The sequence below is a fragment of the Sphingomonas sp. genome (assembly GCF_019746665.1).
In the GTDB taxonomy this organism is placed as follows: domain Bacteria; phylum Pseudomonadota; class Alphaproteobacteria; order Sphingomonadales; family Sphingomonadaceae; genus Sphingomonas.
Map to the genome: position 1 here is coordinate 45,085 of NZ_JAIERS010000005.1, position 21,817 is coordinate 66,901.

Here is a 21,817-nt window from a genome sequence, read left to right on the forward strand (position 1 = left end):
GGGGCGGGGGCCGTGCAAATCCCGACGCCGCGCCCCATAATGGGGCCGCCCATGCCGCCGCTCCCCGCCCCCCTCACCCGATGGTTCGCGCAAAAAGGCTGGTCGCCGCGCCGCCACCAGCTCGAAATGCTCGCCGCCGCGCGCGCGGGGGAGCATACGCTGCTCGTCGCCCCGACAGGCGCCGGAAAGACGCTGGCGGGGTTCCTTCCCAGCCTGATCGAGCTGATCGAGAACCCGACCGATACGCTCCACACCCTCTATGTCTCGCCGCTTAAAGCACTCGCGGTTGATGTGCAGCGCAACCTGCTCACGCCGATCGAGGAGATGGCGCTCGATCTGCGCGTCGAAACCCGCACGGGCGATACCCCCGCCGATCGCAAGGCGCGCCAGCGCGTCCGCCCGCCGCAGATGCTGCTGACGACGCCCGAAAGCCTGAGCCTGTTGTTGAGCTATCCAGACAGTTTCACCCTGTTCGCGAACCTGAAAACGATCATCGTCGACGAAATCCATGGCTTCGCGACCACCAAGCGCGGCGATCTGCTGTCGCTCGCGATGGCACGGTTGCAGCGAATCGCGCCAGGCCTTCGCCGGGTCGGTTTGTCGGCGACCGTCGCCGATCCCGACGCCTATCGCGCCTGGCTCGCACCTTATGGCGACCTCGATGCGGTGCGCGCGGTGCAAGGCGAGCCCGGCGCGGCGCCCGATGTCCGCATCCTGTTGCCGCAAGGGCGTGTGCCCTGGTCGGGGCATTCGGGCCGCTATGCCGCGCCACAGGTGATCGAGCAGATCAAGGCGCACAAGACGACGCTCATCTTCTGCAACACGCGCGGGCTCGCCGAGCTGATCTTTCAGGATCTGTGGAAGGAAAATGCCGATCAGCTACCGATCGCGATCCACCACGGCTCGCTCTCGGTGGAAGCCAGGCGCAAGGTGGAAGGCGCGATGGCGGCGGGCAAATTGCGCGGTCTGGTCGCCACCTCGAGCCTCGACATGGGGATCGACTGGGGCGATGTCGATTGCGTGATCCAGATGGGCGCGCCCAAGGGATCGTCGCGCCTGCTCCAGCGCGTCGGCCGCGCCAATCACCGGCTCGACGAGCCGAGCGAGGCGCTGCTCGTGCCGGGCAACCGCTTCGAATATCTCGAGGCGCAAGCGGCGCTCGACGCGATCGGCGAGGGCGCGCTGGATGGTGAGAATTTCCGCACCGGCACGCTCGACGTACTCGCGCAGCATGTGATGGCGTGCGCCTGCGCCGCGCCCTTCGCCGAGGATGAATTGCTCGACGAGCTGCGCATGGCGCTGCCTTATTCCGGGCTATCGGCCGAACTGTTCGGCCAAGTGCTCGGCTTCATCCGCGACGGTGGCTATGCGCTGAAGGCCTATGATCGCTTCAAGCGGCTGACCTTCGAGCAGGGCCGCTGGCGGGTGAGCCACCCCAATTTCGTCAAGCAGCACCGGCTGAACGCCGGGATCATCGTCGAGGCGGTGATGCTCAACGTACGGTTCAAGAATGGCCGCTCGCTGGGCAAGGTGGAGGAGAGCTTCGCCGCCACCATGTCCCCCGGCGATACCTTCTTTTTCTCCGGGATCAGCCTGGAGGTCGAGCGGATCGATACCGCCGATCTGGTGGTGCGCGCGTCGAGCCGCCCGGCGCGCATCCCCAGCTATGGCGGGGCGCGGATGCCGCTGACGACGCATCTGGCCGACCGGGTGCGCCGCTTCCTCGCCAGCCCGGCCGAGTGGCGGCGCTTCCCGGCGGACGTCACCGAATGGCTGGAAATGCAGGCCCGCCGCTCGCGCCTGCCCGCGCCCGGCCAGCTCCTGGTCGAAACCTTCCCGCATGGCGGGCGGCACCACATGGTCGCTTATTGTTTCGAGGGGTGGAACGCGCACCAATCGCTCGGCATGCTCATCACCCGACGAATGGAGAGCCTCGGGCTCAAACCGATCGGGTTCGTCGCCAATGATTATGCGCTCGCGGCTTACGGGCTGGAGCCGATCGAGGATGCCGCGCCGCTTTTTTCGCCCGACATCCTCGCCGACGAGTTCGTCGATTGGGTCGAAAGCTCGCACCTGCTGAAGCGCGCCTTCCGCGAGGTGGCGGTCATCGGCGGGCTGGTCGAGCGCCAGCATCCCGGCAAGCGCAAGACCGGCAAGCAGGTCACCTTCTCGACCGATCTGATCTATGACGTGCTGCGCCGCTACGAACCCGATCACCTGCTGCTGAAAGCTGCGTGGGATGACGCGCGAGGACGGATGACCGATCTGGGCCGGCTCGCCGATCTGCTCGCGCGGGCGCAGGGGACAATGCTGCAAGTGGCGCTCGACCGTGTCTCGCCGCTCGCGGTGCCAGTGCTGGTGATGATCGGGCGCGAGAGTGTCGCGACCGGCGCGGCCGACGACGCGCTGCTGATCGAGGCCGAGGCGCTGGCGCTGGAGGCGATGCGGCCCGATTGAGCTGGTCAGCCGGCTAGGCCGCCAGCGCGCGGCGTTCGATCACCAGCCGGTCGAACAGCTCCAGATAGCGTTGCGGCGCGTCGATGCCCGGCGGCGGCACCGGGCGCGGGCGACGCGCTTCGGGCGAGAGCCACGCGTCGAGCGCGCCGACGAGCGCTGCCGGGTCGTCGCGCGGTACGACAGTCCCGAGCTCGGGCTGGGTGACGATCTCGCGCACCGCGCAGCTTGATTCGGTCGTCACCACGGGGGTGCCGAGTGCCAGCGCCTCGCGCAGCACATTCGGCACGCCCTCGAAATCGGAGGTCAGCACCGCCGCGCGGGCACGGCGGAGATGGCCGGTCGGCTCGGGATGATAGCCGGGCAGCATCACCCGCCCACCCAGGCCCAGCGCGCGCACTTGCGCCTCCAGCGCGCCGCGAAGGCTGCCTTCGCCCAGGATCACGGCGATCGCGGCGCGGTCGGCAAGGCGCGGGATGGCGGCGATCAGCCGGTCCCAGCGCTTCTGCGGTTCGAGCCGGCCGACGCCGACCAACATCGGCGCCTTGGGCAGTCCACCCGGCAGACTGAGCGCATGCGGGCGCGCGGGCGGATTGGGAATGGTGCTGACCCGCTGCGGGGCGACCCCGAGCGCGGCGACCGTTTCGCCGCGCATCGCCGCGCTCATCGCCACGAAATGGTCGATGAACGCCGGATGCCGTGTAAGCCACAGCCGGTTCGCGACGGCAAGACCGGGTTGCCGGCAAGTGAGCGCATTGGAAATCTTGGCTACCACCGGGGGCATCGCGCGACCGAGCGCGAGCCGCAGCCACAGCACGCTGCTGGTATAGTGGTTGCCCGGACAGAACAGCAGATCGGCGCCCAGGGCGCGGAACAGCCGCGGCGCCACCCGAAGCGCCGGCAGCGCGGTGGCGCCGAGTTCGATCACGTCGGCCCCGGGGGGCAGCTCGCGCGCGAGTGGGCCATCGCCGGTGCCGAGCAGGATCGTGACCCGGCGCCCGGCATCGAGCCAGCCATCGACCAGGCGCAGCATGGCGCGTTCCACCCCGCCCCCGGCGAGTGTCTGCGCGAATGTGACGATGTGCTGGGCAGGCGGGGTCGGCTGCAGCATCATCGTTTACGCTCACCTCGTTACACCGAACCCCATCGACGGGACGCCCCGCAGCGCCTATTGCCCGGCCCGACCATGCCCAACCGGCGAGCCATCTTCTTGTTCCCTCCAGCCGACCAAATGCAGGAAAACAAAGGCACAACGGCCCCCGTGGCGGCCGCGCCGCGCCGCTGGACGCAGTGGCTGGGCGCGGCGATCAGCCTGGCGATGGTGGTGGGCGTCGGCTACCAGCTGTTCGGCCACGGCTGGCGCAATTTCGCGCGATCGGTGCCGGCTGATCCCTGGTTCTACCTGGCTTTCCTGGCGATGTATTTCGCGCTTCCGGTGGGCGACTACGTCATTTTTCGCCGGCTTTGGGGCATCCCGATCGAAGGACTGGTGGCGCTGATCAAGAAGCGCATCGCGAACGAAGTGCTGTTCGGCTATTCGGGCGAGGCTTATTTCTATGCCTGGGCGCGAGAACGCGCGCGCACGGTTGCGGCGCCGTTCGGTGCTGTGAAGGACGTCAGCATCCTGTCGGCGCTCGCCGGCAACGCGGTGACGTTGGTGTTGATCGCGCTGTCGGTGCCGTTCGCAGCCAAGCTTGGTCCGGCGCAGCTGCAGGGGCTGGGGCTGTCGGCGCTGTTCGTGGTCGCGGTGTCAGTGCCGTTCTGGGTGTTCCGCCGGCGCGTCTTTTCACTGCCGGTGGGCGAGCGCTGGTATGTATTCTGGGTGCATATCGTCCGGCTGGTCGTAAGCACGGTGCTGCTCGCGCTGGTCTGGGCGCTCGCCCTGCCGCAGGTGCCGCTGGGGGCGTGGCTGCTGTTGTCAGCAGTGCGGATGATCCTCGGTCGGCTGCCCTTCGTGCCGAACAAAGACCTTCTTTTCGCCAATTTTGTCGGGCTTTTGGGGGCAGGTCAGGGCTTACCGATGCCGGTGGCGCTCATCGCCGGGCTTACGCTGGTGGTGCACGTGCTGCTGCTCGGCGCGTTTCCCCTGGCGCAGTTGTTCAGGAGCCGCCGATGATCCGTTTCCCGCTCGTAGCGCCGCTGGCGGCGCTCGCCGTGGCGTTTGTCACCGCGCCCGCCGCCGCGCGCCCGGCGCTCGGTGCCGACGCCGCTGCCTGCGAAAGCCGCGAGGGGCCGGCGATCGAGGCGCGCATCACGGGGCTGAAAGATCGCAAGGGCCGGCTGAAGCTGGAGCTCTATCCGGCCAACCAGACCGATTTCCTCCGCGATGATCGCGATCTGGAAAAGGAGGGCAAGGTCTTCCGCCGCATCTGGGTCGATACCCCGGCGAGCGGCGATGTCGCGATTTGCATCCGCGTCCCCCATCCCGGGCGCTACGCGCTGTTCTTTACCCATGACCGCGACGGCAAGAACAAGTTCAGCATCTGGCAGGATGGCGCTGGCGTGCCCGGCAATGCCCGGCTCGGTCGCGCAAAGCCCAAGCTCGCCTCGGCAGAGGTCGAGGTGGGCGGCGGGATCGCCAATGTGACGATCCGGGCGCAATATCTGAAGAGCATCTTTTCGGGCTTCGGCCCGCTCGGCAACGACTAGGGCGCGTGCGGATCGTCGACGTCAACGAGTTCTACTCGCCGACCGGCGGGGGCGTCCGCACTTATGTCGACCGTAAGATGCAGCTGATGGCCGAGCTGGGGCACGAGTTGATCGTGATCGCCCCCGCCCGGCGCGACTGGGTCGATGAACGCCCCGGCGGGCGCGTCATCTACATCAAGGCGCCGCCGATGCCGTTCGACTCCAATTATGGGTTGTTCTGGTCTGCCCAGCCCGTCACCCGCCTGCTCGACGACCTCGCGCCCGATCTCGTCGAGGCGAGCTCGCCCTGGCGTCCAGCTTGGATTGTCGGACGGTGGCGGGGCACCGCCCCGCGCGTGTTCTTCATGCATAACGACAATCTGAAGGCCTATGTCGAACGCTGGTTCGAAGGGCTCGCCTCGCCCGCCTGGGTCGAGCGGCGCTTCGCCTGGTACAGCCGCTATCTCAACGACTTCCTGAAATACTACGATGCGGTGCTCACCAACGGACCAGCGCTCCAGAAGCGGCTGAAGCGGCGCGGGGTACGGATCGACGCGGCGATGCCGCTGGGCATCGAGCGCGGCCATTTCTCACCCACCCTGCGCGACGAGCGGCTGCGCGCGGCGACGCTCGCCGAGCTGGGACTGCCGGAGCGCGGGCATCTGTTGCTTGGGCTCGGCCGTCACCACCCGGAAAAGCGCTGGCCAATGGTGATCGAGGCGGTGGTGCGCGCCAGCCGAACGCTGCCGGTGGGGTTGGTGCTGATCGGTGACGGCTATGAACGGCGCCGAATCGAGCGGCTGATCGCGCCTTATCCCCATATCAAGCTGCGGCCGCCAATCTACGATCGGTTGAAGCTCGCGACACTAATGGCGAGCGCCGACGCGCTGATTCACGGGTCGGAGGGTGAGCCGTTCGGGCTGGTCGCCGCCGAGGCGATCGCCTCGGGCCTGCCGCTGATCGCGCCCGACGAAGGCGGCTGTGCTGAAGTCGCCGACCGCCAAGCCTCCGCGCTTTACCGCGCGAAGGATCCTGGGGCCGCTGCGACGGCGATCGCGCAGCTGTTCGGGCGCGACCCCGTACTCCTACGGCGTGCCGCCACGGTAGCCGCTGCGAGGGTGCGGACCGATGTCGCGCATACCGCCGAGCTGATGGCCTTTTATCAACAGCTGGTCGCCGATGGTCGACGCTTGGCGGCCTAGCGCACAGCGACTCGGGAAACAGCGTAACGGCTAGCTTGCTGCCTAACCCGCCCCGATTCTCGGCGTAAAATTTTGTAAATACAATAATTAGGGCGCTATCGACGTCTGACAGAAGCGCGACGGCCTTTTCAAGCTTGATCTTTTGCAATCGTATTCAAAAAAAGACGCGGCCACTGCCCGCTTTGGGCATGCGTGGCGCGGAAGTTAGGCCATCGGTAACCAGCACGAGCGCAACCTCGGCCAACTACGAGATGGTAGTAGTGCGGGGACACCGAAATGAGCTGGTTCACGAAGCACGCGCCGATCCGCGCGAAGTTTACGATTATGCTGATTGTCCATGTCGTCATCACCGGTGCGGTCGCGCTGGCGACGTTCCTGGAGCGCGGTTGGAGTATGCCGCTTGCCGTGGCGCTGGGGGGCGTGGCGGTGACGGCGCTGTTCGTGCTGATGTCGCGGGTGGCGATCTGCACGCCTTATGTGAACACCGTGGTGCGGATGGAAGGGCTCGCCGCGGGCGATCTCGACACGCCCATCGGCTATATGGACCATCGCGACTGCGTCGGGCGGATGACCCAGGCGATGGCCGTGTTCCGCGCCAACGCGCTCGCGCTGCGCGAGGAAAATGGCAAGGCGCTCGACACCGTCGTCGGCGCGCTGAGCAAAGGTTTGCAGGCGCTCGCGGCCGGCCAACTGAGCCACCGGATCGCGGCGCTGCCCGAAGGCTATGAGGCGCTGCGCGAGAGCTTCAACCAGACAATGACCGAGCTTGAGGGCTTGATGCACCAGGTGCGCGATTCGGCCGCCGGCGTGCGGACCGGCGCGGGCGAGATCAACTCGGCTTCGCACGATCTGGCGCAGCGCACCGAGCGCCAGGCGGCATCGCTCGCCGAAACGGCGGCGTCGATGGGCGAAGTGACGAAAGCAATCGGAGAGGCGGCACGCGCCGCCGGCTCCGCCGCGAACGGCGTCAGCGCCGTCAACGCGGAAGCACTGGAAGGCGGCCGGGTCGTGCAATCGGCGGTCGAGGCGATGGCAGCCATCGAGAAATCGGCGAGCGAAATCGGCCAGATCATCAATGTGATCGACGGGATCGCCTTCCAGACCAATCTGCTCGCGCTCAACGCGGGCGTCGAGGCGGCGCGTGCTGGCGACGCCGGGCGCGGCTTCGCGGTGGTCGCCTCCGAAGTGCGGGCGCTGGCGCAACGCTGCGCCGATTCGGCCAAGGACATCAAGGGCCTGATCGAAGCCTCCAACGCGCAGGTCGCGGGCGGCGTGAAGCTGGTCGGGGAGACGGGTTCGATCCTGACGCGGATGGTCGGCAAGATCGGCGAAGTCACCGCCCAGGTTGGCTCGATCTCGCGCGTGACCGAGGAACAGGCGGTGCGGATCGAACAGATCAACGGCGCGGTCGGCCAGATGGACATGATGACCCAGCAGAACGCGGCGATGGTCGAGGAATCGACCGCGGCGGCGCGCAGCCTGGCGAGCGAGGCCGACGCGCTTTCGACGCTGATGGCGCGCTTTGATAACGGTGGCGCGTCGGTGGCGCCGGTGGCGCGCTCCAAGCCGCAGGTTGTCGCCAAGGCCGCACCCAAGGCCGCGCCGCGCCGGGCGGTGGCGGGCAATACCGCGCTCGCCGAGGACTGGAGCGACTTCTAAGGCACGAGCCCATTTCGATGAACCTACCCCTCCCCGTTCGGGGAGGGGGTTTTGCGTCCCCAACCCACGCACTCCCCGCAACCGCCCCGCCTCCCGGGGGTTGAGCGCGGATGGCCGTGCCGCTCAACTCGATCATGGCCGAGCCCGAGCAGCCGCTCGCGCTCGGCGTGCAACTCGCGGCGGCGGCGGCGATGTTGCTGGCGATGATCAGCCTGCACGCACTGGGCCTGATGGCGATTTCGAACTGGCGTCCGTTGGAAGAGCGGCGGCTGAAGGCGAGCCGCTTCGGATTGCGCGCCTTGCCCCTGCTCGGCGGCATCGCCTTGTCGCTGTTCGCGCTGCACCTGGTGGAAATCGGCGTGTTCGCGCTCTTTTATTGGCTGGTCATCCATCCGCACGCCTTCGAGCAGGCGCTTTACGCCTCGGCATCGGCCTATGCGACGCTCGGCGCGCCCGAGGAGCGCGCCTTCCGCCCGTGGCGTCTGCTGATCGCGCTGGAGGCGTTGACCGGGATCGTGTTCATCACCTGGTCGACCGCGTTCATCGTCGGCGTGGTGGAGAAATTGCGAAGCTAGAGTCGGTTTCGGCTTCGCTGGGCGGGCTGGGGCCGCCGCTGTTTCAGCCGTGCTGAAACAGCCTCCAATCCGTTCCGATCAGCCCTGGCAGGAGTGGAGGGACTCGAACCCCCGACCCTCGGTTTTGGAGACCGATGCTCTAACCAACTGAGCTACACTCCTACGGGCCGCCGAGCCATAGCCGGGCGCCCCGTGCCCGGCAAGGCCCTCACGCGGCGATCGCGTAGGGCTTGATCTCGCCGTTCAGGTACAGGTTGCGGGCCTTGGCGCGGCTGAGCTTGCCGGAGCTGGTGCGCGGCAGGGTGCGCGGCGGCACCAGCTCGATCACGCAATTCATGCCGGTCACCGCCTTCACCCGCTCGCGGATTTCGTCGCGCAAGCGGCTGCGCTCGCCCTCGTCCGACGTGCGGCATTGCACGAGCACCGCCGGTGTCTCCTCGCCGCCCGGCGTGGTGATCGCAAAGGCAGCGATATCGCCGGCCTTGAAGCCGGGCAGCTGCTCGACCGCCCATTCAATGTCCTGCGGCCAGTGGTTCTTGCCGTTGACGATGATCATGTCCTTGGCGCGGCCGACGATGAACACGTAGCCGTCGGACAGATAGCCCATGTCGCCGGTATCCAGCCAGCCATCGACCATGCAGGCCGCGGTCGCTTCGGGATCGCGGAAATACCCGGTCATGATCGAGGGGCCGCGGCACCAGATTTTGCCGATCTGGCGCTCACCGAGCGCTTCGCCATCCTCGTCGCGGATCTGGACTTCCATGTCCTTCACCGGCTTGCCGCAATTGACGATCGCGCGGTAGCGCTGCGGGCGGTCCTGGCGCGCGACATTGCCCGACAGCTGGGTCTCCTCGACCAGCTCGACGCGGATGCCCTCGCCCGGGGGCATGATCGAGACGGCGAGCGTCGCCTCGGCGAGACCATAGCTGGGCAGGAACGCGTGCGCGTCGAACCCGGCGCCGGCGAAGGCGTCGACGAATGCCTGCATCACGTCCGGGCGGATCATGTCGGCGCCATTGCCCGCGAGCCGCCAGCGCGACAGGTCGAACCGGTCGGCCGCCTTGGTCTGGCTCGACATGCGCCGCGCGCAAATGTCGTAACCGAAGGTCGGCGAATAGCTTACGCTGGTGCCCTGGTTGCGGGTGATGAGATCGAGCCAGGCGAGCGGGCGGCGCGCGAAATCCTCGGTCTTGAGGTAATCGACCGACAGTTGGTTCGCCATCGGCGACAACATGCACCCGACCAGGCCCATGTCGTGATACCAGGGCAGCCACGAGATGCAGCGGTCGCTCGAGAGCAGCGCCATCGCGTGGCCATGCGCGGAAAGATTGTTCAGCAGCGCGCGGTGCGTGATCGCGACCCCGTGGGGGAAGCGCGTCGAGCCGCTCGAATATTGCAGATAGGCGATGTCGTCGGGCTGTGCCGCGAACAATGGTGCCTCGGGGGCGGGCTCGGCGGCGAGGCTGGTCCAATCGAGGCCTTCGACACCGCCGGCGCGCGCGGCATCACCCGCCATCTCGGCGAGTTCGGGCGGGAAGATCAGCAGCTTGGGTTCGCTGCTCGCGAGCTGGACCCGGATCTGCTCGACATAGCCCTCACGCCCGCCGAACGAGGTGGGCAGGGGGAGCGGCACCGGCCACACCCCGGCATAGATCGCGCCATAGAACAGCGCGGCGAAATCGGGTCCGGTCTCGGCGATCAGCGCTACCCGCTCACCGGGGGCGATGCCCCGCGCGATCAGGCGGCGGGCCATCGCCAGCGCATCTTCGCGCAAGGCGGCATAGGGGTAGCTGCGAACCAGCGTGCCGCGCGCATCGTGAAAATTCAGGCCACGTTGGCCCCGCGCGGCGTAATCCAGCGCGTCGCTCACGGTTGCGAAGTCGGACAAGCGGCGCGGCAGCGCGCACTCGGTCGGCGTGGGCACTTTATGCGGTTCGGACCCGGTTTGCCCCAACGCGATCCCCATCGATAAGAAGCCCCAATTCAGCTGAACGGCCAGCGCCGCTCCAAGTTGCGCGCCCCCTGCTGCACGCAAGCGTTCAAAATCGGGTTTGACTGTGGCACAATCATGGCATGGCCGCACACCCCCCTCGCGCCGCGCGGCGCCCGACCCCGCTCGACGAGGCCGCGCTGGAGCGCATGGCGCTGCGTTATGTCGAGCGTTTCGCGACCAGCCGATTGAAATTGCTGGACTATCTGGCACGCAAGCTGCGCGAGCGGGGCTGGGCTAGTGCCGCGCCTGCCGATCCGGGCGCGATCGCCGATCGGTTCGTGGCGCTCGGCTATATCGACGATGCCGCTTATGGCGCCGCGCGGGCGCGGTCGCTTAGCCGGCGAGGGCTGGGGGTGCGTCGGGTGGCGCGGGCATTGGACGCCGCCGGTATCGACCGCGCGTTATCCGCTGAAATCACCATGGAATTCGCCGAGGAGACGCAGGCATTCGCCACCGCGCTCGCTTTCGCCAAGCGACGACGATTCGGCCCTTTCGGTGCCGAAATGGTGCAAGGTCCGGCGTGGCAGAAGCAGTTCGCGGCAATGCTGCGCGCCGGGCATGGCCCGGATGTTGCTGCTAAGATATTGAAAATGAAGCCGGAAGAAGTGTCCAGGGAAATAGACACATAATAGTGTCAACATTCCTTTGAGCCGCTGTGCCGATCGTGCTAGCATGACTGATGCAAGGGAGGATGCCGATGCGCATCGAACCATCAGTTGGCCAGCCGGGCGCGATGCCGCCCGACATGGCGGTCTCAGACCATTTCGACGGCGAGCAGCGCGTGGTCGGCACGGTCAAATGGTTCGACGTGACGCGCGGCTTCGGCTTCGCGGTCGCCGAGGGCAGTGGGCTGGGCGATATTCTGGTTCATTTCACGGTGTTACAGCCCCATGGCCGGCGCAGCCTGCCCGAGGGGGCGCGGATCGATTGCGTCGCGATCAAGCGGGATCGCGGTTATCAGGCGCGGGAGATCGTCAATATCGATCTGTCGCGCGCGATCGAGCCGCCGCCGCGGATCAAACCGCTTGACCGGATCGATCCGGTGGCGTTGATCGAGGAGGCTGGCCCGTTCGAGCCGGTCAAGGTCAAGTGGTTCAACCGGTTGAAAGGCTATGGTTTTCTGGTCCGTGCGCGCGATGGGCATGATGTGTTCGTCCATATGGAAACGCTCCGCCGCGCCGGGATTGGCGAGGTCATGCCCGAGCAACCGCTCCGCGCGCGCGTCGTCGATGGCCGCAAGGGGCCGCTGGCGGTCGTGGTCGAGTAGCGCGGCGCTGCTGCTCGCCGCCTGCTCGGGCGGCGGTGAAACGAGCGACGCCGCGCCGCTCCCGCGCATCGCCGTGACGATCTCGGGCAGCGCCGGGACGCACCGGTTCAACGTCGAGCCCGCCCGGAGCAGCGCCGAGCAGGCCCGGGGCCTCATGTTCCGCACCCGCATCGCCGACGATGGCGGGATGTTGTTCGCCCCCTATCCGCCCGGCGGCGGCGCACCCCGCGAAGCGAGTTTCTGGATGAAGGACACGCCGAGTCCGCTCGACATCGTCTTCATTCGCGCCGACCATACGATCGCGCGCATCGCCGAGAACACGACCCCTTTCTCCGAAACCCCTATCCCCTCGGGCGAGCCGGTGAGCGCGGTGCTGGAGCTGCGCGGCGGCCGGGCGGCGGAGTTGGGCATCGCCGAAGGGGATAAGGTCGCGTGGTGGGGGAATTGATGGCACGGCAGGAGCAAGCCAAGTCATAGAGCCAGACGTCATGCCGGACTTGTTCCGGCATCGGGGACAGCTCCAACCGTAGGATGGGAAGGCCGGGCGCGCCGGTGGACCCGGCAACAAGCCCGGGGCGAAAGCCGGGAATTGGCTTGAGGGAGATCATCCCTGTTCTCTCTCGCGGTTGCAGCCCCTCCGCGCTCGCGCTAAGCGGCTGAGCCATGGGCCTGCTTGGATCGATCTTCACCTGGTGGACGGGCGCCACCATCGGCACGCGGCGGCAGCTGCGCGGCAAGACCCGCGCCGGCGAGGATGCCGCGGGCAATCTCTATTTCGAGGGCGGGCGCGATCCCAACGGCATCACGCGCCGCTGGGTGATCTATAACGGCGAGAATGACGCGAGCCGCATCCCGCCCGAATGGTTCAGCTGGCTGACGCATCAGGTCGACGCGGCGCCCGCCCAGGCGCTGCCCGCGCCGCGCCCGTGGCAGAAGCCGCCGGTCCCCAATCTGACCGGCACCGATCGCGCCTATCGCCCCGCCGGCGCGCTCGAAAAGGGCGGCCGCCGCGCCGCCGCGACCGGCGATTACGAGGCCTGGGTTCCGGGTGAGTGAGCGGCGCGGCGTGCGCCGCTGGGTGCTCGTCGCGCTCGGCGTGCTAGTGCTCGCCGCGGGCGGCTGGGGGCTGTGGACATGGCTCGGCAACGAGCCGGCCGGCGACCAGCCGGTCAAGACCCAGGGCGAGACCGTGCTCGATCAGGACCCGGGCCTGAGCGGAGTCGCGACGGTCGACGCCGCCCCCGATGTGACCCTCGCCGCCGGCACCACCCCGATGCGCGAGCGGGTCGCGGTGCTCGGCTTTCTCAACAAGCGCAACGGCCGCACCCGCGACCTGACGCTGAAGCCCGGCGAGGCGATCCGGGTGGGCGACGCGGTGGTCCGCCTGCGCGCCTGCGAGATGACCGCGCCCTGGGAGACCGACCAATATACCGGCGGCTTCGTCCAGCTCGATCGGCTGATGCCCGACAAGAAATGGCGCCGCGTCTTTTCGGGCTGGCTCTATCGCGAGCGGCCGAGCCTGAACGTGGTGCTCGATCCGGTTTATGACGTGACGGTCAAGAGCTGCGCGATGCGCTTCCCCGAAGGCGGGCCTGAGTCGGTATCGGTCGCCGCCCCCGCGCCGCTATCGAGCGCGAAGAAATCGCCCGACGCCTCCGACGGGAACGAGAGCGCGCCCACCCCCGCGCCCGCGCCGGCCCCCGCCGACACCGCGCCGCCGACCGCCGACGCCAACAGCCCCAGATAAGTCGTCCGGCTGATCTCGATCGCGCCGAGCGAGGCGAGGTGATCGGTCTGGAACTGGCAATCGAGCAGGGTGAAGCCCCCCACCTTGAGCCGCGCGACGAGCCAGGCGAGCGCCACCTTCGACGCATCGCGCGCCCGCGACACCATCGATTCGCCGAAAAAGGCCCGCCCCAGCGCGAGGCCATAAAGTCCGCCCACCAATTGGCCATCCTGCCAGCATTCGATCGAATGGGCGTGACCCTGGGCGTGGAGATCGAGGAACACGGTTTCGATCGGCTCGCTGATCCAGGTTTCGGGGCGATCGGGCTCGGCCTCGGCGCAGAGCCGGATCAGCTGGCGGAAATCGCGATCGGCGGTCACCTCGAAGCGATCGGCGGCGATCGTCTTCCTGAGCGAGCGCGAGAGGTGGAAGCCGTTCAGCGGCAGGATCGCCCGCCGCTTGGGCTCCACCCAATAAACGGTTTCGGCCTGGCGATGATCGGCCATCGGGAACACGCCGACCGCATAGGCGCCGAGCACCAGTTTCGGGTCGAGCCGTTCCATCGCCTTCGTTACCCGGCGAGCCGCCGTTCGATCGCGGTCCACAGCGCCTGGAATGCCTGGGCGGCGGCGCTGCGCGGGGCGAAGCCGCCGATCGCCGCGCGCTTCGCGGCCATTTGCTCGATCAGGCTCGCCATCGGCACCACCGGCCAGTCGGGATGACGGGCGAGCGCTTCGGCATGGAGTTTGCGCCGTTTATCGACCATCGAATGCACCGGCATCAGCGCGGCGCGTTTGCCGAGCTTGTCGGCGACTTCGGCATAGGCGCGTTCGGAGAGCGGCGAGGGGATCACCGGCACCACGATCAGATCGGCGGCGCGCATCACCTGGTCGCTCGTCTCGGTGATGCCGGGCGGGCAATCGAGCAGCACCCGGTCGTAATCGCGCCCCACCTGCGCCAGCAGCTTGGTGAGCAGCTTCTTCTTGTCGAGTTCGTGGAACAGCACGTCGAGCCCGCGCAGCGATGTATCGGCGCCGAGCAGATCGAGCCGGGGCGTGGCGGTGGGCACCACCAGCTTTTCGGGCGCGACATCCTTGGTGAATACCGCCTGCGCCGCGTCCTTGGGCTTGCGCGCGCCGAGCAGGAAAGTGCTCGCCGCCTGGGGGTCCAAGTCCCACAGCAACGTGCGCCGCGCCGATTGCGTCGCCGCGCACCAGGCGAGGTTCACGGCCAGCGTGGTTTTGCCGACGCCCCCTTTCAGGCTGTAGATCGCGATCGTCGCCAAGGCCCGTCCTCCTGCCGCCCATCGTGCAAGAGCCGCGCGCGGGGCGCAACCCAAAGCGGCGCCACAAATACAAGCTCTTGTCGCGCCGTCTCGCGGCGTGCGACAGCGGCGGTGATGACGCAAGCTGCTCAAACCGCGCTGATCGCGGCGGTGCGCGAGGCGCTGGGGCCGCGCGCGGTGATCGACGATCCGGCCGATGTCGCGCCCTGGCTCACCGATTGGCGCGGGCGCTACCACGGCGAGAGCGCGGCGATCCTCGCGCCCGCCGATACCGCCGGGGTGGCCGCCATCGTGCGGCTCGCCGCCGAGCACCGCGTGCCGCTGGTGCCGCAGGGGGGCAACAGCTCGATGGTGGGTGGGGCGACTCCGCCCGGCGATGGCACCGCGCTGCTCCTGTCGCTCCGGCGGCTGAACCGGGTGCGCGCGCTCGATCCGCAAGGGATGCTCGCGGTCGCCGAGGCGGGGGTGGTGCTCGCCGATCTCCACGCGGCGGCGGCGGCGGAAGGATGCCGCTTCCCGCTGACGCTCGGCGCGCGCGGGACGGCGACGATCGGCGGGCTGGTCTCGACCAATGCCGGCGGCACCCAGGTGCTGCGCTTCGGCACGATGCGCGCGCTGGTCGCCGGAATCGAGGCGGTGCTGCCCGACGGCGCGATCTATGACGGGCTGAGCGCGCTGAAGAAGGACAATCGCGGCTATGATCTGAAGGGGTTGCTGGTCGGCGCCGAGGGCACCTTGGGCGTGGTGACCGCCGCGACGCTGCGGCTTGCCCCGGCGATCGCGGCGCGCGGCGTCGCCTGGGTGGGGGTGACGAACCCCGCCGAGGCGCTCGCGCTGCTGCGGCGGATGGAGGCGGCGACCCCCGCGATCGAAAGCTTCGAGATCCTGCCACAGGAATCGCTCGACGCGGTGCTCGCCTATCTCCCCGCCGCGCGCGCGCCGCTGGCGGGGCGCCACCCCTGGCATGTGCTGATCGAGGCGACCGCGAGCGACCCCGCCGCCGAGCCCCCCGCCGCGCTGCTCGAACGTCTGCTCGCCCCGGCGCTGGAAGCCGGGCAGGTGGCCGACGCGGTGATCGCCGCGAGCGAGGCGCAGGCCGAGGCGTTCTGGGCGTTGCGCGATTCGATCTCCGCCGCCGAGCGCGCGCAGGGACCGGCGGTGCAGCACGATATCTCGGTGCCGGTCGCGACGATGCCCGCCTTCATGATCGAGGCGGCGGCGGCGTGCGAGGCACGCTTCCCGGGTACCCAGGCGAGCGGCTTTGGGCATCTGGGCGATGGCAATGTCCATTTCCACGTCCGCGCGCCCGCCGGCGTGGAGGCCGAGGCGTGGTACGCGCGGGCGGCGCCCGAAATCAGCCGCTTCGTCCATGATCTGGTGGTCGAAGCCGGCGGCTCGATCTCGGCCGAGCATGGCATCGGCCAGATGAAGCGCGCCGAGCTCGAACGGCTGGGCGGCGCCGCGCGGCTGGGCGCTTTGCGCGCGATCAAGGCCGCGCTCGATCCGCTCGGGATCATGAACCCGGGCAAGCTGGTGAGCCTTGCGCCCGGCGCGCCCGCGCCATAGAGGCCGGGGCAAAGGCCGGCCAGGGGGGCCGCGCATCTATTCGGAGAGTTTACATGGCGAGCGCGCCGCAATCCCTGCCGCTATTCTACAACCAGCTCGAACCGCTTTCGAGCCAGGCCCATGCCGATTTCCGCACCAAGCGCATGGATCGCGCCCCGTTCCTGGTCGGCCAGCATGCGATCCCCGTGACCGTGGACGAGTTCGCGCTGGTCCAGCGCTTCATGCCGATCGTCTTTTCGAGCGGTGACGATCCGATTCCGCTCGCGCTGATGGGCCTGAACGAGGGCGTCAACGTGTTCATCGACGCCGAGGGCAAGCTGGTCGAGCAGAATTTCTACGTCCCCGCTTATGTCCGCCGCTATCCCTTCCTGCTCGCCCGGCTGACGCCCGACGCGCAGGAATTGTCGCTGTGCTTCGATCCGACCTACGAAGGCGTCGGCGCGTTCGACGAGGGCGAGCCGCTGTTCAATGGCGCCGAGCCCAGCGAGCTGACCAAGAACATCCTGCAGTTCAACGAGACCTTCGAAACCGCCGGGATGCGCACCCAGCAGTTCATGGTCGAGCTGAAGGAAAGCGGCCTGCTGACCGAAGGCGAAGTGACGATCCAGCCCGAAGGCAGCGAACAGCCCTTCGTCTATCGCGGCTTCCAGATGGTCGACGAGAACAAGCTGCGCGATCTGCGCGGCGACCAGCTGCGCAAGATGTCGCAGAACGGCATGTTGCCGCTGCTCTACGCGCATCTGTTCTCGCTCGCGCTGATGCGGGAGATTTTCCAGCGCCAGCTCGATCGCGGCCTGATGCCGGCGCCCGCCGCGCTCTAAGATTAATCCAAGGGCGCGTGCGCGAAACGCTTTGTTTCGTGCATCGCGGCGCGACACGGCTTGAAACCGATTTGCCCGGCGCCTATTTGGGTTGAGCGCGGCGCCGTGTCCCCCCTTTCGCGGACCGCGTGATACATCTTCGGATGTATCCCCTCCCTGAACCTTGGCCACCTCGCGTGCCTTTGCCGCGAGGTGGTTTTTTATGCGCCGTTATTCGGCCGCGGTGGCGAGGCTGCCCAGCGCTTCGTCGGCGAGCGCGGTGACCATCGCCCGCACCAGTTGGGCGGCGGCGGCGAAGCCCGGCCCCGGCGCGTCGAGCGGGGGATCGAGATACAGCCGGCGATCAAGCTCCACCTGCACCGCATGGATACCGCGCGGCGGCGCGCCATGGCGATCGAGGATGTGCCCGCCCGCATAAGGCGTGTTGAGCGCATGGGCGAGCCCGGCGGCGTCCGCCACCGCCTCCAGCGTCGCCACGAAGCGCGCCGCGCTCGTCCGCCCGAAGCGATCGCCGAACACCACGCGCGCGACCGACTCGGGCGGCCCCAGGGGCGGCATCGAGTGGAGATCGAGCAGCACCGCCACCCCGAAACGCGCCCGCGCCGCCGCCAGCGCCTCGGCGAGCGCGGCGTGATAGGGGCGGTGGACACTCGCGATCCGCGCCTCCACGTCGCGCGCCTGGAGCCGCCCGCGCCACAGATCGCGCCCGCCGACGCGGCGCGGCACCAGCCCCAGCCCGCTGCGCAGCTTCACGCTCGGCGCGCCCTGGCGACGCGGATCGGCGCCCGCGTCGATCGCCGGATCGCGCTCCTGCTCGGCGCGGTTCAGGTCGATCCAGGCGCGCGCGGTGCGCTCGATCAGCACGGTCTCGCCCCCCCAGGCGGCGCGGGCGAGCGTGTCGATATGCCGGTCCTCGAGCGGCCGCAGCGCGCCCGGCGGCAGCGCGAGCAGGGGCAGCATCGCCGCGGGATAATCGCGCCCGCCATGCGGCACCGAGACGACCACCGGGCTCGCCGGGGTCGCCGCGCCCAGCCGATCGAAGCTGCCGTGCCGCGTCATCGCCGATGGTTTAGGGGAAGCGCCCCCCAGCGGGTAGGGGCAGGCTGGAAAATCTTAAAGGGTTGGCGGATAAAAGCCTCCGCATGACTAGCCCGCGAATCCTGCTTGCCGAAGACGATGACGTGATGCGCAGCTATCTGGCGCGCGCGCTGGAACGCGCGGGCTATGCGGTGGTCTCGGTCGACCGGGGCACCGCCGCCCTGCCGCTGATCGAGGCGGAGCATTTCGACCTGCTGCTCACCGACATCGTGATGCCCGAGATGGACGGCATCGAACTCGCGCAGAAGGCGGGAGAAGTCGCCCCCAATTTGCGGGTGATGTTCATCACCGGCTTCGCCGCCGTCACGCTGAAGGCGGGCCATGCGATGCCCAATGCGCGGGTCTTGTCCAAGCCGTTCCACCTGCGCGATCTGGTGCTGGAGGTCGATCGGCTGTTCGAAGGCGGGCAGGCGACGCTGCGGCCGTAACATCCGGCGAAAGCGCTTGCGCGCGCGCGCCGCTCCGGTTATGCGGCGCTTCCTTCGTGGGCGTGTAGCTCAGTGGTAGAGCACTGTGTTGACATCGCAGGGGTCGCAAGTTCAATCCTTGCCACGCCCACCATCGAAACAGGCCGCCGCGTCGCTTGACCGGCGGCCTTTTTTCATCCGCGCGGACGGCGCGCGGCTCAGGCGGCATTGCCCGGCACCAGCCGCGTGCGGCGCGGGCAGGCGGCGTGGCAGGCGGCGCCGCAATCGGGCTTGGGCGCGGATTTGCCGGGCAGCGGAATCTCGATCGGAGCATGGCCGCCGCACAGGCTCAGCCGCAGCACGGTAACGGCGGCGGAGCACGGGATGCCGGCACCCGCCAGCGCCACCGCGCCCGCCATCGCCAGGGCGCGATCAAACCGCACTGCTGAACCGCACGGCGCTGCTCGCGCGATAGGGATCGAGCGTGGCCGCGATCGCGCGCGCATAGGGCAGGCCATCGTCGGTCAGGCTCAGCCGCGTGCCATCGAGCGCCGCGACCCCTGCTGCCAGGAAAGGCGTGAGCGCCGCGCGCGCGCCGGCCAGGCCGGGCAGCCCGGCGAGTTCGGCGCTGCCCTGGCACAGCAGCGCCTCGATCGCGTTGCCCACGGCGCGGTCGGCCGCCGATCGGCGCAGGCCGCGCGCGGTGGCGAACTGGCCCTGGCCGATGCGCAGATGATAGCGCCCGCTATTCTTCTCATTCTGGAGCAGCGCGCCGGGAAAGCCGCTGATCGCCGAGGCGCCGAGCCCGATCAGCGCGCGCGCGGGATCGTCGGTGAAGCCTTGGAAATTGCGGGCGAGCGTGCCGGCGGCCGCCGCGCGCGCCAGCGGATCCCCGGGCTTGGCGAAATGATCGAAGCCGATCGGCGCGTAGCCCGCCGCGCTCAGCCGGGCATGAGCGAAGCGCGCCATCTCGAACCGCGCCGCCGCGTCGGGCAGGGCGCGCGCGTCGATCTGGCGCTGGCGCGGCAGCAGATGCGGGACATGCGCATAGCCGAACACCGCCAGCCGATCCGGCCCCAGTGCGATCGCCTGATCGAGCGTCGCGTCGAGATCGCCGAGCGATTGCCCCGGCAGGCCATACATCAGATCGAAATTGAGCGAGCTGACCCCCGCCAGCCGCAGCTGCGCCACCGCGCAGGCGATCATATCGACCGGCTGGACGCGCCCGATCGCCGCCTGGACATGCGGCGCGAAGGTCTGCACCCCCAGGCTCGCGCGGTGGACCCCGGCGCGGGCGAGCGCCGCCGCCCAGCTCCAGCCAAAGGCGCGCGGATCAAGCTCGACCGACAGTTCCGCGCGGCGCAGATCGAAGCGCGCGCGCAGCCGGGCGAGCAGCGCGTCGAACTGTTCGGGGCTGAGCGCATTGGGGCTGCCGCCACCGAGCGCCACCCGGCTGAGCGCGCGCGCGCCCAGCCGGTCCGCGACCAGATCGAGCTCCTCGCCCAGCCGTTGCAGATAGGCCGAGAGCCGCGCGCTGCGATTGGCGGCGCCGGTGTTGCACCCGCAATACCAGCAAATCTGGTGGCAATAGGGGATGTGGAGATAGAGCGACACCGGCGCTTCCACCGGCAGCGCGGCGAGCGCCGCCGCCATGTCCCCCGGGCCGACGCTCTCGTCGAATTCGGCCGCGGTCGGGAAGCTGGTATAGCGCGGCACCGGCCGCTCGAGCAGTTGGGGATGATAGCGCCACATGGCGGTGGCATCGCCCCGATCGCTTTCCCCCGCCTTGACGCGGATCAAAGCGCGCACCCGTTTCGCGGGCGCATCAACGCCCTACCCAGCGGAGGTAGGGACAATGATCAAGATGGCGTTGGCCGCGGCGGCGGCGGTGGTGGTTTCCGGTCAGGCGATGGCGCAGGACCGGGTGGGCATCAAGCAGGGCGACGTGCTGCTGCGGGTGCGCACGATCGCGGTGGTACCAACGGGGCGCAACGGCCCGATCCTGCCGGCGCTGCCCACCGAAAGCGTCGATGTTGGGCACAGCGTCGTCCCCGAAATCGACCTGACGTACATGGCGACCAACCATATCGGGTTCGAGCTGATCGCCGCGACCAGCCGGCACGAGATCGCGACGGTGGGGCCGGGGACCAAGAATGTCGGCAATATCATCACCACCTGGGTGCTCCCGCCGACACTCACCGCGCAATATCACTTCAACCCCAAGGCCAAGGTGCGGCCCTATGTCGGCGCCGGGGTGAACCTGACCGTGTTCTGGAACGCCCATTCGACGCGGGCGTTGGAGGCGGTCGCCGGGCGGACACCGGTGCAATTGCCGACCAGCGTCGGCTGGGCGCTGCAGGCGGGCACCGACATCGACATCTCAAAGAAGTTCTTCGTGAACATCGACGTGAAATATCTCGATGTCGGCACCCGCGCCCGGCTCTTCAGCGCCGGGCTGGGGTTGCAGCGGGTGCAGGTGGACGTGAACCCGGTGGTGGTGGGCATCGGCCTGGGAGTGCGGCTGTAACGGCAAGCCAGTTGTCCGGGTGACATCCTGGCGCTACATTCCTGCGGTCAAGGAGATGCGTCATGGAAATCCCGCGCGACGGGCGCGTCGCCGTCGATCTGGGTAATGCCGAAGCCCTTGGCGAGCGGCTGGTGGCGGAGGGGCGTTTCGCCTCGCTTTCCGAAGCGTGCCGGGCGGGGTTGTGGCGGCTGTCCGAAGACGCGCGTGTCCTTGACCGGCTGGTCGCGCTGGGGAAGGCGGGGCTTGCCAGCGGCTTGGCGGAAGGCTTCGATATTGATGCGTTCGTCGCGGACGCCTCCACCGCTGGGTGAAGCTCGCTTGGTCAAAGCTCGCCGTTGAAGAACTGGACGCACTCCGTCGTTATTCGATCGAGCGCTGGGGCGTGGAGGTCGCGACGCGCTATTTGGCGGACATCCGCGACAGCGCCACGCGCGTCGCCGCGAACCCGGCGCTGGCGCGGCCCATATCTCCAGAATTTCGCCTGTTTCGGGTGCGATCCCATTATCTCATCGTCAGCCCCGACCCGGCGGCCGGCACGCTGATCGTAGCACGCGTCCTGCACACGGCGATGGACCTGGAGCGCCATCTCCCGTCTCGGTGAGGCGCGCG

Annotated in this window: 23 protein-coding genes, 2 tRNA genes and 1 pseudogene; 18 read left to right on the forward strand and 8 right to left on the reverse strand. The window is 68.6% G+C overall.

What is annotated here, in order from left to right; translation table 11 throughout:
• Nucleotides 1-51 precede the first annotated feature (51 nt).
• Complete coding sequence (locus K2X73_RS03110; protein WP_294108465.1) at nt 52-2,457, forward strand: ligase-associated DNA damage response DEXH box helicase; 2,406 nt, start codon at nt 52-54, stop codon at nt 2,455-2,457.
• Between the two features lie 13 nt (nt 2,458-2,470).
• Here K2X73_RS03110 and K2X73_RS03115 read toward each other — a convergent pair whose 3' ends face one another.
• A complete protein-coding gene (locus tag K2X73_RS03115; RefSeq protein ID WP_294108467.1) occupies nt 2,471-3,568 on the reverse strand; it encodes a glycosyltransferase in 1,098 nt (365 codons plus the stop codon).
• A 147-nt stretch (nt 3,569-3,715) separates the two neighbouring features.
• Between K2X73_RS03115 and K2X73_RS03120 the strand changes: the two genes are divergently transcribed.
• From K2X73_RS03120 to K2X73_RS03140, 5 genes are all read left to right on the forward strand, one after another.
• The gene (locus K2X73_RS03120; protein ID WP_294108469.1) at nt 3,716-4,570 is read left to right on the forward strand and encodes a hypothetical protein; all 855 of its coding nucleotides are present in this window, start codon (nt 3,716-3,718) and stop codon (nt 4,568-4,570) included.
• Nucleotides 4,567-5,103 carry a DUF2141 domain-containing protein gene (locus K2X73_RS03125; RefSeq protein ID WP_294108471.1) on the forward strand — a complete coding sequence of 179 codons (537 nt, stop codon included), beginning with the start codon at nt 4,567-4,569 and terminating at the stop codon, nt 5,101-5,103. Before K2X73_RS03120 ends, K2X73_RS03125 begins: the two co-directional genes overlap by 4 nt.
• A 5-nt stretch (nt 5,104-5,108) precedes the next feature.
• Complete coding sequence (locus tag K2X73_RS03130; protein ID WP_294108473.1) at nt 5,109-6,284, forward strand: glycosyltransferase; 1,176 nt, start codon at nt 5,109-5,111, stop codon at nt 6,282-6,284.
• A gap of 276 nt (nt 6,285-6,560) precedes the next feature.
• Nucleotides 6,561-7,943, forward strand: coding sequence for a methyl-accepting chemotaxis protein (locus K2X73_RS03135; RefSeq protein ID WP_294108477.1), 1,383 nt, complete (start codon nt 6,561-6,563; stop codon nt 7,941-7,943).
• Nucleotides 7,944-8,053: 110 nt separating this feature from the next.
• Complete coding sequence (locus K2X73_RS03140; RefSeq protein WP_294108478.1) at nt 8,054-8,518, forward strand: hypothetical protein; 465 nt, start codon at nt 8,054-8,056, stop codon at nt 8,516-8,518.
• 85 nt (nt 8,519-8,603) lie between these two features.
• Here the strand turns inward: K2X73_RS03140 and K2X73_RS03145 are convergent.
• Together K2X73_RS03145 and K2X73_RS03150 are read right to left on the reverse strand one after the other, a co-directional pair.
• Nucleotides 8,604-8,680: transfer RNA gene (locus K2X73_RS03145), tRNA-Trp, on the reverse strand.
• 46 nt (nt 8,681-8,726) lie between these two features.
• Nucleotides 8,727-10,484 carry a fatty acyl-AMP ligase gene (locus K2X73_RS03150; RefSeq protein WP_294108481.1) on the reverse strand — a complete coding sequence of 586 codons (1,758 nt, stop codon included), beginning with the start codon at nt 10,482-10,484 and terminating at the stop codon, nt 8,727-8,729.
• Between the two features lie 107 nt (nt 10,485-10,591).
• On the opposite strand from K2X73_RS03150, the gene K2X73_RS03155 reads away from it, so the two are divergent.
• The 5 genes and pseudogenes from K2X73_RS03155 to K2X73_RS03175 all read left to right on the forward strand — a co-directional run.
• Nucleotides 10,592-11,140 (forward strand): RecX family transcriptional regulator, encoded by a 549-nt coding sequence (locus tag K2X73_RS03155; protein ID WP_294108483.1) that lies wholly within the window; start codon nt 10,592-10,594, stop codon nt 11,138-11,140.
• Nucleotides 11,141-11,244: 104 nt separating this feature from the next.
• Complete coding sequence (locus tag K2X73_RS03160; protein ID WP_294108986.1) at nt 11,245-11,778, forward strand: cold shock protein; 534 nt, start codon at nt 11,245-11,247, stop codon at nt 11,776-11,778.
• Nucleotides 11,741-12,226, forward strand: a complete 486-nt coding sequence (locus K2X73_RS03165; protein WP_294108485.1) for a DUF192 domain-containing protein — start codon at nt 11,741-11,743, stop codon at nt 12,224-12,226. The genes K2X73_RS03160 and K2X73_RS03165 overlap by 38 nt, the downstream gene beginning before the upstream one ends.
• A gap of 215 nt (nt 12,227-12,441) precedes the next feature.
• Nucleotides 12,442-12,834, forward strand: coding sequence for an NADH:ubiquinone oxidoreductase subunit NDUFA12 (locus K2X73_RS03170; protein ID WP_294108486.1), 393 nt, complete (start codon nt 12,442-12,444; stop codon nt 12,832-12,834).
• Nucleotides 12,835-13,051: 217 nt separating this feature from the next.
• Nucleotides 13,052-13,285 (forward strand): annotated as a pseudogene (locus K2X73_RS03175) (DUF2155 domain-containing protein); the annotation flags it as partial.
• A 35-nt stretch (nt 13,286-13,320) separates the two neighbouring features.
• Here the strand turns inward: K2X73_RS03175 and aat are convergent.
• Entirely contained in the window at nt 13,321-14,067 is a 747-nt protein-coding gene (gene aat, locus K2X73_RS03180) for a leucyl/phenylalanyl-tRNA--protein transferase (protein WP_294108987.1), read from the reverse strand.
• 8 nt (nt 14,068-14,075) lie between these two features.
• Nucleotides 14,076-14,789 carry a ParA family protein gene (locus K2X73_RS03185; protein ID WP_294108487.1) on the reverse strand — a complete coding sequence of 238 codons (714 nt, stop codon included), beginning with the start codon at nt 14,787-14,789 and terminating at the stop codon, nt 14,076-14,078.
• Between the two features lie 114 nt (nt 14,790-14,903).
• On the opposite strand from K2X73_RS03185, the gene K2X73_RS03190 reads away from it, so the two are divergent.
• Together K2X73_RS03190 and K2X73_RS03195 are read left to right on the forward strand one after the other, a co-directional pair.
• Nucleotides 14,904-16,355, forward strand: coding sequence for an FAD-binding oxidoreductase (locus K2X73_RS03190; RefSeq protein ID WP_294108488.1), 1,452 nt, complete (start codon nt 14,904-14,906; stop codon nt 16,353-16,355).
• Between the two features lie 53 nt (nt 16,356-16,408).
• Nucleotides 16,409-17,176, forward strand: a complete 768-nt coding sequence (locus K2X73_RS03195; protein ID WP_294108489.1) for a SapC family protein — start codon at nt 16,409-16,411, stop codon at nt 17,174-17,176.
• Nucleotides 17,177-17,386: 210 nt separating this feature from the next.
• Here the strand turns inward: K2X73_RS03195 and K2X73_RS03200 are convergent, their stop codons facing one another.
• On the reverse strand, nt 17,387-18,235 hold the full coding sequence (locus tag K2X73_RS03200; RefSeq protein WP_294108490.1) for an N-formylglutamate amidohydrolase: 849 nt from the start codon (nt 18,233-18,235) through the stop codon (nt 17,387-17,389).
• 83 nt (nt 18,236-18,318) lie between these two features.
• Here K2X73_RS03200 and cpdR point away from each other — a divergent pair, with 83 nt between their 5' ends.
• Both cpdR and K2X73_RS03210 read left to right on the forward strand, forming a co-directional pair.
• Complete coding sequence (gene cpdR, locus K2X73_RS03205) at nt 18,319-18,702, forward strand: cell cycle two-component system response regulator CpdR (protein WP_294108491.1); 384 nt, start codon at nt 18,319-18,321, stop codon at nt 18,700-18,702.
• Nucleotides 18,703-18,760: 58 nt separating this feature from the next.
• Nucleotides 18,761-18,835 (forward strand) — tRNA-Val (locus K2X73_RS03210).
• 64 nt (nt 18,836-18,899) lie between these two features.
• Here the strand turns inward: K2X73_RS03210 and K2X73_RS03215 are convergent.
• Together K2X73_RS03215 and hemN are read right to left on the reverse strand one after the other, a co-directional pair.
• On the reverse strand, nt 18,900-19,100 hold the full coding sequence (locus K2X73_RS03215) for a hypothetical protein (protein ID WP_294108492.1): 201 nt from the start codon (nt 19,098-19,100) through the stop codon (nt 18,900-18,902).
• A gap of 13 nt (nt 19,101-19,113) precedes the next feature.
• Nucleotides 19,114-20,433, reverse strand: a complete 1,320-nt coding sequence (hemN, locus tag K2X73_RS03220) for an oxygen-independent coproporphyrinogen III oxidase (protein ID WP_294108988.1) — start codon at nt 20,431-20,433, stop codon at nt 19,114-19,116.
• Nucleotides 20,434-20,536: 103 nt separating this feature from the next.
• Between hemN and K2X73_RS03225 the strand changes: the two genes are divergently transcribed.
• The 3 genes from K2X73_RS03225 to K2X73_RS03235 all read left to right on the forward strand — a co-directional run bounded on the left by K2X73_RS03225 (nt 20,537) and on the right by K2X73_RS03235 (nt 21,809).
• Nucleotides 20,537-21,208 (forward strand): OmpW family outer membrane protein, encoded by a 672-nt coding sequence (locus K2X73_RS03225; protein ID WP_294108493.1) that lies wholly within the window; start codon nt 20,537-20,539, stop codon nt 21,206-21,208.
• Between the two features lie 62 nt (nt 21,209-21,270).
• The gene (locus tag K2X73_RS03230) at nt 21,271-21,519 is read left to right on the forward strand and encodes a type II toxin-antitoxin system ParD family antitoxin (RefSeq protein WP_294108495.1); all 249 of its coding nucleotides are present in this window, start codon (nt 21,271-21,273) and stop codon (nt 21,517-21,519) included.
• Nucleotides 21,516-21,809 carry a type II toxin-antitoxin system RelE/ParE family toxin gene (locus K2X73_RS03235; protein WP_294108497.1) on the forward strand — a complete coding sequence of 98 codons (294 nt, stop codon included), beginning with the start codon at nt 21,516-21,518 and terminating at the stop codon, nt 21,807-21,809. The genes K2X73_RS03230 and K2X73_RS03235 overlap by 4 nt, the downstream gene beginning before the upstream one ends.
• Nucleotides 21,810-21,817: the final 8 nt, after the last annotated feature.

What these genes read in the sequence shown, in the direction of transcription:
- K2X73_RS03135 (WP_294108477.1), top strand. Translation starts at nt 6,561, where the DNA reads ATGAGCTGGTTCACGAAGCACGCGCCGATCCGCGCGAAGTTTACGATT.
- K2X73_RS03190 (WP_294108488.1), top strand. Translation starts at nt 14,904, where the DNA reads ATGACGCAAGCTGCTCAAACCGCGCTGATCGCGGCGGTGCGCGAGGCG.
- K2X73_RS03150 (WP_294108481.1), bottom strand. Translation starts at nt 10,484, where the DNA reads ATGGGGATCGCGTTGGGGCAAACCGGGTCCGAACCGCATAAAGTGCCC.
- K2X73_RS03110 (WP_294108465.1), top strand. Translation starts at nt 52, where the DNA reads ATGCCGCCGCTCCCCGCCCCCCTCACCCGATGGTTCGCGCAAAAAGGC.
- K2X73_RS03125 (WP_294108471.1), top strand. Translation starts at nt 4,567, where the DNA reads ATGATCCGTTTCCCGCTCGTAGCGCCGCTGGCGGCGCTCGCCGTGGCG.
- K2X73_RS03215 (WP_294108492.1), bottom strand. Translation starts at nt 19,100, where the DNA reads ATGGCGGGCGCGGTGGCGCTGGCGGGTGCCGGCATCCCGTGCTCCGCC.
- K2X73_RS03140 (WP_294108478.1), top strand. Translation starts at nt 8,054, where the DNA reads ATGGCCGTGCCGCTCAACTCGATCATGGCCGAGCCCGAGCAGCCGCTC.
- K2X73_RS03225 (WP_294108493.1), top strand. Translation starts at nt 20,537, where the DNA reads ATGATCAAGATGGCGTTGGCCGCGGCGGCGGCGGTGGTGGTTTCCGGT.
- cpdR (WP_294108491.1), top strand. Translation starts at nt 18,319, where the DNA reads ATGACTAGCCCGCGAATCCTGCTTGCCGAAGACGATGACGTGATGCGC.
- K2X73_RS03160 (WP_294108986.1), top strand. Translation starts at nt 11,245, where the DNA reads ATGCCGCCCGACATGGCGGTCTCAGACCATTTCGACGGCGAGCAGCGC.
- hemN (WP_294108988.1), bottom strand. Translation starts at nt 20,433, where the DNA reads ATGTGGCGCTATCATCCCCAACTGCTCGAGCGGCCGGTGCCGCGCTAT.
- K2X73_RS03195 (WP_294108489.1), top strand. Translation starts at nt 16,409, where the DNA reads ATGGCGAGCGCGCCGCAATCCCTGCCGCTATTCTACAACCAGCTCGAA.
- K2X73_RS03155 (WP_294108483.1), top strand. Translation starts at nt 10,592, where the DNA reads ATGGCCGCACACCCCCCTCGCGCCGCGCGGCGCCCGACCCCGCTCGAC.
- K2X73_RS03170 (WP_294108486.1), top strand. Translation starts at nt 12,442, where the DNA reads ATGGGCCTGCTTGGATCGATCTTCACCTGGTGGACGGGCGCCACCATC.
- K2X73_RS03115 (WP_294108467.1), bottom strand. Translation starts at nt 3,568, where the DNA reads ATGATGCTGCAGCCGACCCCGCCTGCCCAGCACATCGTCACATTCGCG.
- K2X73_RS03200 (WP_294108490.1), bottom strand. Translation starts at nt 18,235, where the DNA reads ATGACGCGGCACGGCAGCTTCGATCGGCTGGGCGCGGCGACCCCGGCG.
- K2X73_RS03230 (WP_294108495.1), top strand. Translation starts at nt 21,271, where the DNA reads ATGGAAATCCCGCGCGACGGGCGCGTCGCCGTCGATCTGGGTAATGCC.
- K2X73_RS03165 (WP_294108485.1), top strand. Translation starts at nt 11,741, where the DNA reads ATGGCCGCAAGGGGCCGCTGGCGGTCGTGGTCGAGTAGCGCGGCGCTG.
- aat (WP_294108987.1), bottom strand. Translation starts at nt 14,067, where the DNA reads ATGGAACGGCTCGACCCGAAACTGGTGCTCGGCGCCTATGCGGTCGGC.